General features: G+C 49.7%; 14 protein-coding genes. 10 read left to right on the plus strand and 4 right to left on the minus strand.

Going from position 1 to position 14,898, the window contains the following annotated elements; translation table 11 throughout:
- Positions 1-82 precede the first annotated feature (82 nt).
- The 9 genes from tdcA (at position 83) to cyuA (ending at position 11,807) form a co-directional block, all read left to right on the plus strand.
- Positions 83-1,021, plus strand: a complete 939-nt coding sequence (tdcA, locus tag FQ015_RS09335) for a transcriptional regulator TdcA (protein ID WP_000104211.1) — start codon at positions 83-85, stop codon at positions 1,019-1,021.
- 98 nt (positions 1,022-1,119) lie between these two features.
- Positions 1,120-2,109 (plus strand): bifunctional threonine ammonia-lyase/L-serine ammonia-lyase TdcB, encoded by a 990-nt coding sequence (tdcB, locus tag FQ015_RS09340; RefSeq protein ID WP_105278365.1) that lies wholly within the window; start codon positions 1,120-1,122, stop codon positions 2,107-2,109.
- A gap of 21 nt (positions 2,110-2,130) precedes the next feature.
- Complete coding sequence (gene tdcC / locus FQ015_RS09345) at positions 2,131-3,462, plus strand: threonine/serine transporter TdcC (RefSeq protein ID WP_000107721.1); 1,332 nt, start codon at positions 2,131-2,133, stop codon at positions 3,460-3,462.
- Between the two features lie 25 nt (positions 3,463-3,487).
- Entirely contained in the window at positions 3,488-4,696 is a 1,209-nt protein-coding gene (tdcD, locus tag FQ015_RS09350; protein WP_001300401.1) for a propionate kinase, read from the plus strand.
- 33 nt (positions 4,697-4,729) lie between these two features.
- Positions 4,730-7,024 carry a 2-ketobutyrate formate-lyase/pyruvate formate-lyase gene (gene tdcE / locus FQ015_RS09355; RefSeq protein ID WP_000861720.1) on the plus strand — a complete coding sequence of 765 codons (2,295 nt, stop codon included), beginning with the start codon at positions 4,730-4,732 and terminating at the stop codon, positions 7,022-7,024.
- A gap of 13 nt (positions 7,025-7,037) precedes the next feature.
- Complete coding sequence (locus FQ015_RS09360) at positions 7,038-7,427, plus strand: enamine/imine deaminase (RefSeq protein ID WP_000719990.1); 390 nt, start codon at positions 7,038-7,040, stop codon at positions 7,425-7,427.
- Positions 7,428-7,498: 71 nt separating this feature from the next.
- A complete protein-coding gene (gene tdcG / locus FQ015_RS09365) occupies positions 7,499-8,863 on the plus strand; it encodes an L-serine ammonia-lyase (protein WP_105278363.1) in 1,365 nt (454 codons plus the stop codon).
- Between the two features lie 274 nt (positions 8,864-9,137).
- The gene (locus FQ015_RS09370) at positions 9,138-10,469 is read left to right on the plus strand and encodes an amino acid permease (RefSeq protein ID WP_000401598.1); all 1,332 of its coding nucleotides are present in this window, start codon (positions 9,138-9,140) and stop codon (positions 10,467-10,469) included.
- A gap of 27 nt (positions 10,470-10,496) precedes the next feature.
- Positions 10,497-11,807, plus strand: a complete 1,311-nt coding sequence (gene cyuA / locus FQ015_RS09375) for a cysteine desulfidase (RefSeq protein WP_160523978.1) — start codon at positions 10,497-10,499, stop codon at positions 11,805-11,807.
- A 132-nt stretch (positions 11,808-11,939) separates the two neighbouring features.
- Here the strand turns inward: cyuA and yhaL are convergent, their stop codons facing one another.
- Both yhaL and FQ015_RS09385 read right to left on the minus strand, forming a co-directional pair.
- Positions 11,940-12,104 carry a protein YhaL gene (yhaL, locus tag FQ015_RS09380; protein ID WP_001306007.1) on the minus strand — a complete coding sequence of 55 codons (165 nt, stop codon included), beginning with the start codon at positions 12,102-12,104 and terminating at the stop codon, positions 11,940-11,942.
- Positions 12,105-12,126: 22 nt separating this feature from the next.
- The gene (locus FQ015_RS09385) at positions 12,127-12,828 is read right to left on the minus strand and encodes a pirin family protein (RefSeq protein WP_160523979.1); all 702 of its coding nucleotides are present in this window, start codon (positions 12,826-12,828) and stop codon (positions 12,127-12,129) included.
- Positions 12,829-12,932: 104 nt separating this feature from the next.
- Between FQ015_RS09385 and yhaJ the strand changes: the two genes are divergently transcribed.
- A complete protein-coding gene (yhaJ, locus tag FQ015_RS09390) occupies positions 12,933-13,829 on the plus strand; it encodes a DNA-binding transcriptional regulator YhaJ (protein WP_001041010.1) in 897 nt (298 codons plus the stop codon).
- 50 nt (positions 13,830-13,879) lie between these two features.
- Here the strand turns inward: yhaJ and FQ015_RS09395 are convergent, their stop codons facing one another.
- A complete protein-coding gene (locus tag FQ015_RS09395; RefSeq protein WP_001198788.1) occupies positions 13,880-14,236 on the minus strand; it encodes a DUF805 domain-containing protein in 357 nt (118 codons plus the stop codon).
- Between the two features lie 241 nt (positions 14,237-14,477).
- Positions 14,478-14,843, minus strand: coding sequence for a DUF805 domain-containing protein (locus FQ015_RS09400; RefSeq protein ID WP_000384145.1), 366 nt, complete (start codon positions 14,841-14,843; stop codon positions 14,478-14,480).
- Positions 14,844-14,898 lie beyond the last annotated feature (55 nt).

A 14,898-nucleotide genomic window follows, 5' to 3' on the forward strand; every position in this document is an offset into this window, starting at 1 on the left:
ATTTGTGAGTGGTCGCACATATCCTGTTCATTTCATTTTGATACACTTCATGCCGTCAATGAGGTTATTAACGTAGGTAGTTATGAGCACTATTCTTCTTCCGAAAACGCAGCATCTGGTAGTCTTTCAGGAAGTCATTAGAAGTGGCTCTATCGGCTCGGCTGCAAAAGAATTAGGGTTAACTCAACCGGCCGTCAGTAAAATCATTAACGATATTGAAGATTATTTTGGTGTGGAATTAGTGGTGCGGAAAAATACCGGTGTAACATTAACACCTGCCGGTCAATTGTTACTCTCCCGTTCCGAATCCATTACCCGTGAAATGAAAAATATGGTTAATGAGATAAGCGGTATGTCTTCTGAGGCGGTGGTGGAAGTCTCATTTGGTTTTCCTTCATTGATTGGTTTTACTTTTATGTCAGGGATGATCAACAAGTTCAAAGAGGTGTTCCCGAAAGCGCAGGTTTCTATGTATGAAGCGCAACTGTCTTCGTTCTTACCGGCAATCCGCGACGGTCGACTGGATTTTGCGATTGGTACGTTAAGTGCAGAAATGAAGCTTCAGGATTTACATGTTGAGCCGCTGTTCGAGTCCGAGTTTGTGCTGGTAGCCAGTAAGTCCCGAACATGCACCGGCACCACCACGCTGGAGTCGTTGAAGAACGAACAGTGGGTGTTGCCACAAACTAATATGGGGTACTACAGCGAACTGCTTACTACGTTACAAAGAAATGGCATCAGTATTGAAAACATCGTTAAAACCGACTCAGTCGTGACAATTTATAATCTTGTTCTCAATGCTGATTTCTTAACTGTAATTCCTTGTGATATGACGTCACCTTTTGGTTCTAATCAATTTATTACTATTCCGGTTGAAGAAACATTACCTGTGGCACAATATGCCGCGGTATGGTCGAAAAATTATCGTATTAAAAAAGCAGCATCGGTTTTGGTGGAATTAGCCAAAGAGTATTCATCTTATAATGGGTGTAGACGAAGGCAATTAATAGAAGTTGGTTAGTTATTTGTTTTTATTTAAACATAAATAATCCACCTGTCTGTCTTGCAGGTGTCGGTTACGGTTACCTACATATTTAATTCAGGCGAAGAGGTTTTATAATGCATATTACATACGATCTGCCGGTTGCTATTGATGACATTATTGAAGCGAAACAACGACTGGCTGGGCGAATTTATAAAACAGGCATGCCTCGCTCCAACTATTTTAGTGAACGTTGCAAAGGTGAAATATTCCTGAAGTTTGAAAATATGCAGCGTACGGGTTCATTTAAAATTCGTGGCGCATTTAATAAATTAAGTTCACTGACCGATGTGGAAAAACGCAAAGGCGTGGTGGCCTGTTCTGCGGGCAACCATGCGCAAGGGGTTTCCCTCTCCTGCGCGATGCTGGGTATCGACGGTAAAGTGGTGATGCCAAAAGGTGCGCCAAAATCCAAAGTAGCGGCAACGTGCGACTACTCCGCAGAAGTCGTTCTGCATGGTGATAACTTCAACGACACTATCGCTAAAGTGAGCGAAATTGTCGAAATGGAAGGCCGTATTTTTATCCCACCTTACGATGATCCGAAAGTGATTGCTGGCCAGGGAACGATTGGTCTGGAAATTATGGAAGATCTCTATGATGTCGATAACGTGATTGTGCCAATTGGTGGTGGCGGTTTAATTGCTGGTATTGCGGTGGCAATTAAATCTATTAACCCGACCATTCGTGTTATTGGCGTACAGTCTGAAAACGTTCACGGCATGGCGGCTTCTTTCCACTCCGGAGAAATAACCACGCACCGAACTACCGGCACCCTGGCGGATGGTTGTGATGTCTCCCGCCCGGGTAATTTAACTTACGAAATCGTTCGTGAATTAGTCGATGACATCGTGCTGGTCAGCGAAGACGAAATCAGAAACAGTATGATTGCCTTAATTCAGCGCAATAAAGTCGTCACCGAAGGCGCAGGCGCTCTGGCATGTGCTGCATTATTAAGCGGTAAATTAGACCAATATATTCAAAACAGAAAAACCGTCAGTATTATTTCCGGCGGCAATATCGATCTTTCTCGCGTCTCTCAAATCACCGGTTTCGTTGACGCTTAATTAATTCGTTGAGGATAGGATATGAGTACTTCAGATAGCATTGTATCCAGCCAGACAAAACAATCGTCCTGGCGTAAATCAGATACCACATGGACGTTAGGCTTGTTTGGTACGGCAATCGGCGCCGGGGTGCTGTTCTTCCCTATCCGCGCAGGTTTTGGCGGACTGATCCCGATTCTTCTGATGTTGGTATTGGCATACCCCATCGCGTTTTATTGCCACCGGGCGCTGGCGCGTCTGTGTCTTTCTGGCTCTAACCCTTCCGGCAACATTACGGAAACGGTGGAAGAGCATTTTGGTAAAACTGGCGGCGTGGTTATCACGTTCCTGTACTTCTTCGCGATTTGCCCACTGCTGTGGATTTATGGCGTTACTATTACCAATACCTTTATGACGTTCTGGGAAAACCAGCTCGGCTTTGCACCGCTGAATCGCGGCTTTGTGGCGCTGTTCCTGTTGCTGCTGATGGCTTTCGTCATCTGGTTTGGTAAGGATCTGATGGTTAAAGTGATGAGCTACCTGGTATGGCCGTTTATCGCCAGCCTGGTGCTGATTTCTTTGTCGCTGATCCCTTACTGGAACTCTGCAGTTATCGACCAGGTTGACCTCGGTTCGCTGTCGTTAACCGGTCATGACGGTATCCTGATCACTGTCTGGCTGGGGATTTCCATCATGGTTTTCTCCTTTAACTTCTCGCCAATCGTCTCTTCCTTCGTGGTTTCTAAACGTGAAGAGTATGAGAAAGACTTCGGTCGCGACTTCACCGAACGTAAATGTTCCCAAATCATTTCTCGTGCCAGCATGCTGATGGTTGCAGTGGTGATGTTCTTTGCCTTTAGCTGCCTGTTTACTCTGTCTCCGGCCAACATGGCGGAAGCCAAAGCGCAGAATATTCCAGTGCTTTCTTATCTGGCTAACCACTTTGCGTCCATGACCGGTACCAAAACAACGTTCGCGATTACACTGGAATATGCGGCTTCCATCATCGCACTCGTGGCTATCTTCAAATCTTTCTTCGGTCACTATCTGGGGACGCTGGAAGGCTTGAATGGTCTGATTCTGAAGTTCGGTTATAAAGGTGACAAAACCAAAGTGTCGCTGGGTAAACTGAATACTCTTAGCATGATCTTCATCATGGGCTCCACCTGGGTTGTTGCCTACGCCAACCCGAACATCCTCGACCTGATTGAAGCCATGGGCGCACCGATTATCGCATCCCTGCTGTGCCTGTTGCCGATGTATGCCATCCGTAAAGCGCCGTCTCTGGCGAAATACCGTGGTCGTCTGGATAACGTGTTTGTTACCGTGATTGGTCTGCTGACCATCCTGAACATCGTATACAAACTGTTTTAATCCGTAACTCAGGATGAGAAAAGAGATGAATGAATTTCCGGTTGTTTTGGTTATTAACTGTGGTTCGTCTTCGATTAAGTTTTCCGTACTCGATGCCAGCGACTGTGAAGTATTAATGTCAGGTATTGCCGACGGTATTAACTCGGAAAATGCATTCTTATCCGTAAATGGGGGAGAGCCAGCACCGCTGGCTCACCACAGCTACGAAGGTGCATTGAAGGCAATTGCATTTGAACTGGAAAAACGGAATTTAAATGACAGCGTGGCCTTAATTGGCCACCGCATCGCTCACGGCGGCAGTATTTTTACCGAGTCCGCCATTATTACCGATGAAGTCATTGATAATATCCGTCGCGTTTCTCCACTGGCACCCCTGCATAATTACGCCAATTTAAGTGGTATTGAATCGGCGCAGCAATTATTTCCGGGCGTAACTCAGGTGGCGGTATTTGATACCAGTTTCCACCAGACGATGGCTCCGGAAGCTTATTTATACGGCCTGCCGTGGAAATATTATGAAGAGTTAGGTGTACGCCGTTATGGTTTCCACGGCACGTCGCACCGCTATGTTTCCCAGCGCGCACATTCGCTGCTGAATCTGGCGGAAGATGACTCCGGCCTGGTTGTGGCGCATCTTGGCAATGGCGCGTCAATCTGCGCGGTTTGCAACGGTCAGAGTGTTGATACTTCAATGGGAATGACGCCGCTGGAAGGCTTGATGATGGGTACCCGCAGTGGCGATGTCGACTTTGGTGCGATGTCCTGGGTCGCCAGCCAAACCAACCAGAGCCTGGGTGACCTGGAACGCGTAGTGAATAAAGAGTCGGGATTATTAGGTATTTCCGGTCTTTCTTCGGATTTACGTGTTCTGGAAAAAGCCTGGCATGAAGGTCACGAACGCGCGCAACTGGCAATTAAAACCTTTGTTCACCGAATTGCCCGTCATATTGCCGGACACGCAGCTTCATTACGTCGCCTGGATGGAATTATATTCACCGGCGGAATAGGAGAGAATTCAAGTTTAATTCGTCGTCTGGTCATGGAACATTTGGCTGTATTAGGCGTAGTGATTGATACAGAAATGAATAATCGATCTAACTCTTTTGGAGAGCGAATTGTTTCCAGTGAAAATGCGCGTGTCATTTGTGCCGTTATTCCGACTAACGAAGAAAAAATGATTGCTTTGGATGCCATTCATTTAGGCAAAGTTAACGCGCCCGCAGAATTTGCATAATTTAGTTGAAGTATTGTAGAGAGATTATTTTTCATGAAGGTAGATATTGATACCAGCGATAAGCTGTACGCCGACGCATGGCTTGGCTTTAAAGGTACGGACTGGAAAAACGAAATTAATGTCCGCGATTTTATTCAACATAACTATACACCGTATGAAGGCGATGAATCTTTCCTCGCCGAAGCGACGCCTGCCACCACGGAATTGTGGGAAAAAGTAATGGAAGGCATCCGTATCGAAAATGCAACCCACGCGCCGGTTGATTTCGATACCAATATTGCCACCACAATTACCGCTCATGATGCGGGATATATTAACCAGCCGCTGGAAAAAATTGTTGGCCTGCAAACGGATGCGCCGTTGAAACGTGCGCTACACCCGTTCGGTGGCATTAATATGATTAAAAGTTCATTCCACGCCTATGGCCGAGAAATGGACAGTGAATTTGAATATCTGTTTACCGATCTGCGTAAAACCCATAACCAGGGCGTATTTGATGTTTACTCACCGGATATGCTGCGCTGCCGTAAATCTGGCGTACTGACCGGTTTACCAGATGGTTATGGACGTGGGCGCATTATCGGTGACTATCGCCGCGTAGCGCTGTATGGCATTCGTTATCTGGTGCGTGAACGCGAACTGCAATTTGCCGATCTCCAGTCTCGTCTGGAAAAAGGCGAGGATCTGGAAGCCACCATCCGTCTGCGTGAGGAGCTGGCAGAGCATCGTCATGCGCTGTTGCAGATTCAGGAAATGGCGGCGAAATATGGCTTTGATATCTCTCGCCCGGCGCAGAATGCGCAGGAAGCGGTGCAGTGGCTCTACTTCGCTTATCTGGCGGCAGTGAAATCACAGAACGGCGGCGCGATGTCGCTGGGGCGCACGGCATCGTTCCTCGATATCTACATTGAACGCGACTTTAAAGCAGGCGTACTCAATGAGCAGCAGGCACAGGAACTGATCGATCACTTCATTATGAAGATCCGTATGGTGCGCTTCTTGCGTACGCCGGAATTTGATTCGCTGTTCTCCGGCGACCCAATCTGGGCGACGGAAGTGATCGGCGGGATGGGGCTGGACGGTCGTACGCTGGTGACTAAAAACTCCTTCCGCTATTTGCACACCCTGCACACTATGGGGCCGGCACCGGAGCCTAACCTGACCATTCTTTGGTCGGAAGAATTACCGATTGCCTTCAAAAAATATGCCGCGCAGGTGTCGATCGTCACCTCTTCCTTGCAGTATGAAAATGACGATCTGATGCGTACTGACTTCAACAGCGACGATTACGCGATTGCCTGCTGCGTCAGCCCAATGGTGATTGGTAAGCAAATGCAGTTCTTTGGTGCACGCGCTAACCTGGCGAAAACGCTGCTCTACGCAATTAACGGCGGGGTGGACGAGAAGCTGAAGATTCAGGTCGGGCCGAAAACAGCACCGCTGATGGACGACGTGCTGGATTACGACAAAGTGATGGACAGCCTCGATCACTTCATGGACTGGCTGGCGGTGCAGTACATCAGCGCGCTGAATATCATTCACTACATGCACGACAAGTACAGCTACGAAGCTTCGCTGATGGCGCTGCACGATCGTGATGTCTATCGCACTATGGCATGCGGCATCGCGGGCCTGTCGGTGGCGACGGACTCCCTGTCTGCCATCAAATATGCCCGCGTGAAACCAATCCGTGACGAAAACGGCCTGGCGGTGGACTTTGAAATCGACGGTGAATATCCGCAGTACGGCAACAACGACGAGCGCGTAGACAGCATTGCCTGCGACCTGGTTGAACGCTTTATGAAGAAAATTAAAGCGCTGCCAACCTATCGCAACGCCGTCCCTACCCAGTCGATTCTGACTATCACTTCTAACGTGGTGTACGGCCAGAAAACCGGTAATACGCCGGACGGTCGTCGCGCCGGAACACCGTTCGCGCCGGGCGCTAACCCGATGCATGGTCGTGACCGCAAAGGTGCCGTGGCCTCATTGACGTCGGTGGCGAAACTGCCGTTCACCTACGCCAAAGATGGGATCTCGTACACCTTCTCAATCGTTCCTGCGGCGCTGGGCAAAGAAGATCCAGTACGTAAAACCAACCTTGTCGGCCTGCTGGATGGGTATTTCCACCACGAAGCGGATGTCGAAGGCGGTCAACACCTCAACGTCAACGTAATGAATCGGGAAATGCTGCTGGATGCCATCGAGCACCCGGAAAAATATCCTAACCTGACAATCCGTGTCTCTGGCTACGCCGTGCGCTTCAACGCACTGACCCGTGAACAGCAACAGGATGTTATTTCACGTACCTTTACCCAGGCGCTCTGACGCCGGAGGATGTATGAAAAAGATTATCGAAACGCAACGTGCCCCAGGCGCAATCGGCCCTTATGTTCAGGGCGTTGATTTAGGCAGCATGGTCTTCACCTCCGGGCAAATACCGGTTTGCCCACAGACCGGTGAGATCCCGGCTGATGTGCAAGATCAGGCGCGTTTAAGCCTCGAAAACGTCAAAGCGATCGTGGTTGCTGCCGGGCTGAGCGTGGGCGATATCATCAAGATGACCGTGTTTATCACCGATCTGAATGATTTTGCCACCATCAACGAAGTCTATAAGCAGTTCTTCGATGAGCATCAGGCGACCTATCCGACCCGGAGCTGTGTGCAGGTCGCGCGTTTGCCGAAAGATGTGAAGCTGGAAATTGAAGCCATCGCAGTACGTAGTGCGTAAAGCCTCGTGAGCGGGACGGTCGTAAGGTCGTTCCGCTCCACTTCACTGAACGGCAATCCGAGGGTGTGGATATGATTAGTGCATTCGATATTTTCAAAATTGGGATTGGTCCCTCCAGTTCGCATACCGTGGGGCCAATGAATGCCGGAAAAAGTTTTATTGATCGGCTGGAAAGTAGCGGCTTATTAACCGCGACGAGCCATATTGTGGTCGATCTGTACGGGTCGTTGTCACTGACGGGCAAAGGCCATGCCACGGATGTCGCCATCATCATGGGACTAGCAGGAAACAGTCCGCAGGATGTTGTTATTGATGAGATCCCTGCATTTATTGAGTTAGTGACGCGCAGCGGGCGGTTGCCGGTGGCTTCTGGGGCACATGTTGTTGATTTTCCTGTAGCAAAGAACATTGTTTTCCATCCTGAAATGTTGCCTCGTCATGAGAACGGGATGCGGATTACTGCCTGGAATGGGCAGAAAGAGCTATTAAGCAAAACTTACTACTCAGTCGGTGGCGGATTTATCGTTGAAGAAGAACACTTCGGTCTGTCGCACGATGTCGAAACCCTCGTACCTTACGATTTTCACTCAGCAGGTGAACTGCTGAAAATGTGTGATTACAACGGCCTGTCTATTTCTGGCCTAATGATGCACAACGAGCTGGCGCTGCGCAGCAAAGCGGAAATTGATGCCGGGTTTGCCCGTATCTGGCAAGTGATGCACGACGGCATTGAACGCGGGATGAATACCGAAGGCGTGCTGCCAGGACCGCTTAATGTGCCTCGTCGTGCCGTTGCGTTGCGTCGCCAGCTGGTTTCCAGCGATAACATCTCTAACGATCCGATGAACGTCATCGACTGGATCAACATGTACGCGCTGGCAGTGAGTGAAGAAAACGCAGCCGGTGGGCGCGTAGTAACAGCGCCGACCAATGGGGCGTGCGGCATTATTCCGGCTGTGCTGGCTTATTATGATAAGTTCCGTCGCCCAGTAAATGAGCGGTCAATTGCCCGCTATCTACTGGCAGCGGGGGCTATTGGCGCGCTGTATAAAATGAACGCTTCCATTTCTGGCGCGGAAGTCGGCTGTCAGGGGGAAATTGGCGTGGCCTGTTCAATGGCGGCGGCAGGGTTAACTGAACTACTGGGCGGCAGTCCGGCGCAGGTATGCAATGCGGCGGAAATTGCGATGGAGCATAACCTTGGTCTGACCTGCGATCCGGTTGCCGGACAGGTGCAAATCCCATGTATTGAACGTAATGCCATTAATGCCGTGAAAGCAGTAAACGCTGCGCGGATGGCGATGCGCCGCACCTCGGCACCGCGTGTTTCACTCGATAAAGTTATCGAGACGATGTATGAAACCGGCAAAGATATGAACGATAAATACCGCGAAACATCACGCGGAGGACTGGCCATTAAAGTGGTCTGCGGCTGACATTGCTGTCAGCTTTCATCCTTGGGTGCACAAATGTGCACCTTTTTTTTGTGATCTGCCGCAAATAGAGAATGAATATTCTCTTGCGGTTAATTTAGTAGAAAATTCTTATCCATCTCCGTTATTTCAAAGTCTTGATTGTGAAGATTTTCTCTGACCTCGCGCGTATCATTTCCTTATTCTAATAACTCGCCTGCAAAAATGTAGACCGCATATCGCCTTGATGCGGCTCGGAAAAAAATAATAAGCCCTACAAAATATTGAGCGAGAAATTATGGAAATTGCATCGAATAAAGGCGTCATTGCAGACGCTTCGACCCCGGCAGGTCGTGCTGGAATGAGTGAGAGCGAGTGGCGAGAAGCGATCAAATTCGACAGTACTGACACCGGCTGGGTGATTATGAGTATCGGGATGGCGATTGGCGCAGGGATTGTTTTTCTCCCGGTGCAGGTCGGTTTGATGGGATTGTGGGTATTTTTGCTCTCATCGGTGATTGGTTACCCGGCAATGTATCTGTTTCAGCGGTTGTTTATTAATACGCTGGCAGAATCACCAGAGTGTAAAGATTACCCCAGCGTCATCAGCGGTTATTTAGGTAAAAACTGGGGCATCCTGTTAGGTGCGCTCTATTTCGTGATGCTGGTGATCTGGATGTTCGTCTATTCCACCGCCATCACCAACGATAGTGCTTCCTACCTGCATACCTTCGGCGTGACGGAAGGGTTGCTGTCAGACAGTCCCTTTTATGGTCTGGTACTGATTTGCATTCTGGTGGCGATCTCCTCACGCGGCGAGAAATTGTTATTCAAAATTTCGACGGGGATGGTGCTGACCAAGCTGCTGGTGGTCGCGGCGCTGGGCGTGTCGATGGTGGGAATGTGGCATCTGTATAACGTCGGTTCGCTACCGCCTCTGGGGCTACTGGTGAAAAACGCCATTATTACTCTGCCGTTTACCCTGACGTCGATTCTGTTTATCCAGACGTTAAGCCCGATGGTGATCTCTTATCGCTCGCGGGAAAAATCAATTGAAGTGGCGCGGCATAAAGCATTGCGGGCAATGAATATCGCGTTTGGCATTTTGTTTGTCACCGTCTTTTTCTACGCCGTGTCGTTCACGCTGGCGATGGGACATGACGAAGCGGTAAAAGCCTACGAGCAGAATATTTCCGCGCTGGCAATTGCGGCGCAGTTTATTAGCGGTGACGGCGCAGCGTGGGTGAAAGTGGTCAGCGTCATTCTCAATATCTTTGCAGTAATGACCGCGTTTTTTGGCGTCTATTTAGGCTTTCGCGAAGCAACGCAAGGGATCGTAATGAACATCCTGCGTCGCAAGATGCCTGCCGAGAAGATTAACGAAAATCTCGTTCAGCGCGGCATCATGATTTTCGCCATTTTGCTGGCCTGGAGCGCCATCGTACTGAACGCACCGGTGTTGAGCTTCACCTCTATCTGTAGCCCGATTTTCGGCATGGTAGGGTGCCTGATCCCGGCGTGGCTGGTTTACAAAGTACCGGCATTGCACAAATACAAAGGGATGTCTCTGTACCTGATTATCGTCACTGGTTTGTTGCTTTGTGTATCTCCGTTCCTGGCATTTTCTTGATTTACCTGAAATTTTAAGGTTTTTATTATGTTTGATTCGACTTTAAATCCGTTATGGCAGCGTTACATCCTCGCCGTTCAGGAGGAAGTAAAACCGGCGCTGGGATGTACTGAACCGATTTCACTGGCGCTGGCGGCGGCGGTTGCTGCGGCAAAACTAGAAGGTCCGGTTGAACGTGTAGAAGCCTGGGTTTCGCCAAATCTGATGAAGAACGGTCTGGGCGTCACCGTTCCTGGCACGGGAATGGTGGGGCTGCCGATTGCGGCGGCGCTGGGGGCGTTAGGTGGAAATGCTAACGCCGGGCTGGAAGTGCTGAAAGACGCAACAGCGCAGGCAATTGCCGATGCCAAAGCACTGCTGGCGGCGGGGAAAGTCTCGGTTAAAATCCAGGAACCTTGCGATGAAATCCTCTTCTCACGCGCCAAAGTCTGGAGAGGTGAGAAGTGGGCGTGTGTCACCATCGTTGGCGGGCATACCAACATTGTGCATATTGAGACGCACAATGGCGTGGTGTTTACCCAGCAGGCCAGTGTGGCAGAGGGCGAGCAAGAGTCGCCACTGACGGTGCTCTCCAGAACGACGCTGGCTGAGATCCTGAAGTTCGTCAATGAAGTGCCGTTTGCGGCGATCCGCTTTATTCTCGATTCCGCGAAGTTAAATTGCGCGTTATCGCAGGAAGGTTTGAGTGGTAACTGGGGGCTACATATTGGCGCGACGCTGGAAAAACAGTGTGAACGCGGTTTGCTGGCGAAAGATCTCTCTTCATCCATTGTGATTCGTACCAGCGCGGCATCCGATGCGCGTATGGGCGGTGCTACGCTTCCGGCAATGAGTAACTCCGGTTCTGGCAATCAGGGGATCACCGCAACAATGCCTGTGGTGGTGGTCGCAGAACACTTCGGGGCAGATGATGAGCGACTGGCGCGTGCGCTGATGCTTTCGCATTTGAGCGCGATTTACATCCATAACCAGTTACCGCGTTTGTCTGCGTTGTGTGCCGCAACGACAGCAGCAATGGGGGCTGCCGCCGGGATGGCATGGCTGGTGGATGGGCGTTATGAAACCATCTCGATGGCGATCAGCAGTATGATCGGCGATGTCAGCGGCATGATTTGCGATGGTGCGTCCAACAGCTGCGCGATGAAGGTTTCGACCAGTGCTTCGGCTGCGTGGAAAGCAGTGTTAATGGCGCTGGATGATACCGCTGTGACCGGTAATGAAGGTATTGTGGCGCATGATGTTGAGCAGTCGATTGCCAACCTGTGTGCGCTGGCAAGCCATTCGATGCAGCAAACGGATCGGCAGATTATCGAGATTATGGCGAGCAAGGCCAGATAAACACCTGGTTTTGGGTATCGTGTCGGATGCGATGCTGGTGCATCTTATTTGGCCTACGAGTTGTGCAATTTGTTGATGTTGCTGGTTTTGTAGGCCGGATAAGGCGTTTACGCCGCATCCGGCAACCTGTCTTTACGCGGTAGCTTCATCCTCGGCTAAACGCGTTTCAGCATCCGCGACAATGGCTTCCAGTTCGCTCAACATCTCTTCATAGCCAAAATTATTGGCGGTGCGAGCCGGTTCCTTCGCCACCACGGGCTTCACCGGCTGACGCTTTTTGGCCGATTTTTTACTCATCTTCATCTCCCTGTAAAAACAACTAGACAGGCAAATCTATCAGCAAAGCGCGCAGTGGGGAATCGGCAACCAGCGTAATGTTAGCCTCGTCACGAATAAACGCCCCATCACCGCAGGTCAGCGCCGCTTTCTCTTCATGATGCGTAAGCGCATGAAATTGCCCGTGAATCGATTGCAAATACGCGCGTGGCCCATGCAACTGGAAATTCGCACTTTCGCCTTTGTCTAGCACGATATGATGCAGCCACACTTGCTGGCGCAACTGCAGGCTTCCCATCGCCCCCTCTGGCGAGGCGATTAATTGCTGCTTGCCCATATCAAGCGCCAGTTTTTGAATCAGCGGATTCTCTCGCTGCGGGCAGGCATCCAGCCAAAGCTGCATCCGTGTTAACGGTTTGTCTTTGCTGAGATTGTGTTCGCTATAGCTGACACCCGGCTGGGTAGAGAGCAGCAACGCTTCACCTGCGTAGGCCTGAACATGATTGCCTTCGCTGTCACGATACTCAGCTTCTCCATCCAGAATCACATTTAAAATATCGACTTTAGGATAGGTACGCGGCTGGAAGGCGGCACCTGGGGCCAGAACTTCCTGGTTAAGCACACGCAGGGAGGCATAACCTAACAATTTCGGGTCGAAGTAGTGTCCAAAGGAAAAAGTATACCGGGCCTGCAACCATCCGTAGTCTGCTTGTCCACACTGCCTGGCAGTTCGGGTAGTAATCATAATTCTTGACCTCTCTTTACTTCCTTTTATGGTAAGGGGCTGGACGCTACATTGTTAGCCAGATATTCTGCCCGGTATGTTCAAATTTCCTGAATGAGAACGAAATGGCCAAAGAAAGGGCATTAACGCTGGAAGCACTACGGGTTATGGATGCGATCGATCGCCGGGGCAGTTTTGCGGCGGCGGCGGATGAGCTGGGACGCGTGCCTTCCGCACTTAGCTACACCATGCAAAAACTAGAAGAAGAGCTGGATGTGGTGTTGTTTGACCGCTCGGGCCATCGCACCAAATTCACCAATGTCGGGCGAATGTTGCTGGAGCGAGGGCGCGTTTTGCTGGAAGCCGCAGATAAACTGACTACCGATGCGGAAGCCCTCGCGCGCGGTTGGGAAACGCATCTCACCATTGTGACTGAGGCGCTGGTACCGACACCCGCCTTTTTCCCGTTAATCGACAAACTGGCGGCAAAAGCCAATACCCAACTGGCAATCATCACCGAAGTGCTGGCGGGGGCGTGGGAACGGCTGGAGCAGGGGCGCGCGGATATTGTTATCGCGCCGGATATGCATTTTCGTTCCTCGTCGGAGATTAACTCGCGCAAGCTCTATACCTTAATGAACGTCTACGTTGCCGCGCCAGATCACCCGATTCATCAAGAGCCAGAACCGCTCTCTGAAGTGACGCGTGTGAAATATCGTGGTATTGCGGTGGCGGATACCGCTCGTGAGCGCCCGGTATTGACCGTACAGCTGCTGGACAAACAGCCGCGCTTAACGGTGAGCACGATTGAAGATAAACGTCAGGCATTACTGGCGGGGCTTGGCGTGGCGACGATGCCGTATCCGATGGTTGAAAAAGATATTGCGGAAGGACGGTTGCGTGTCGTCAGCCCGGAATCGACCAGCGAGATCGATATTATTATGGCCTGGCGTCGTGACAGTATGGGGGAAGCGAAATCCTGGTGTCTGCGGGAAATTCCCAAACTTTTTAGCGGAAAATAATATTTGTTATTTTTAATAAAAAGGGGCGAAATATCGCCCCAATTCTAAGATTAATTTGAACCAAACTTCGGATCGTTTCCGTAACGATTGCTGCCAGAATTGCCTTCTAAACAGGCAAATACAAACAGAACTAACCAGCCAATGACCGGTACCAGATAGAGAAGCGCCCACGCACCTGAACGGTCAGTATCGTGCAGACGACGAACGCACAGAGCAATGACCGGAATGATTGTTGCTGCCAGGTAAATGAGAGAAAGGAATGGAAACTCTAAACCTAAAATCAATTGAATGACATTGATAATAGTGCCGACGATGGCGTTAATCAGAGTAAACATCCAGTACTCTTTACGACGTGCACGACCAGAGAAACCAACATAATTTTTTAATACGGCTAAATACCACTGCATAAAAACATCCCTTTAATTAAAAGTTGCGAAAGTCTATTCCGGGGATGGAGTAAATGCTATTCGTATCTTTCTTTTTCGGATGTTATAAAGGTTTTGATATTTAAGATAAATACATGGCCGTTTTTTATATGTAATTTATATAACGACATTGAAATAATTTAAATAAACATTAGTAGATTATTTATTCATCAACATGATGATAAAAGCCGGATGAGTCAGACATCCGGCGAGGAGATTTGTTTTAAGGTTCCAGTTTCGGATCTGGTCCAAAGCGGTTTTCGCCTGGCGTACCCGCCTGACAGTTAAAGACGATGATAATAAGCCAGCCGATAAACGGGATTAAGAACAACAGTGCCCACCACGCCGAGCGGTCGGTGTCGTGCAGGCGGCGGAACTGAACTGCCCACCATGGTAAAAACACCAGAATACCGTAGATTGTCGTCAGGATGCCTTCGCCACCGGCACGTTGCCAGCCTAACATTTTATCCAGTAGCCCCAGCACGAACGTAAAGATGATGTTGACCAGAATAAACATCCAGTACTCTTTGCGCCGCGCACGGCCCCGGAAACCGACATAATTTTTTAGTACTTTCAGATACCAGTCCATTTTTGCCTCAATTTTGCTCAATCACTTGTTTTTAAAGCAGCAATTTAAGAATAGA

It is taken from the genome of Escherichia sp. HH26CH (assembly GCF_009820205.1).
GTDB classification, from domain to species: domain Bacteria; phylum Pseudomonadota; class Gammaproteobacteria; order Enterobacterales; family Enterobacteriaceae; genus Escherichia; species Escherichia coli_F.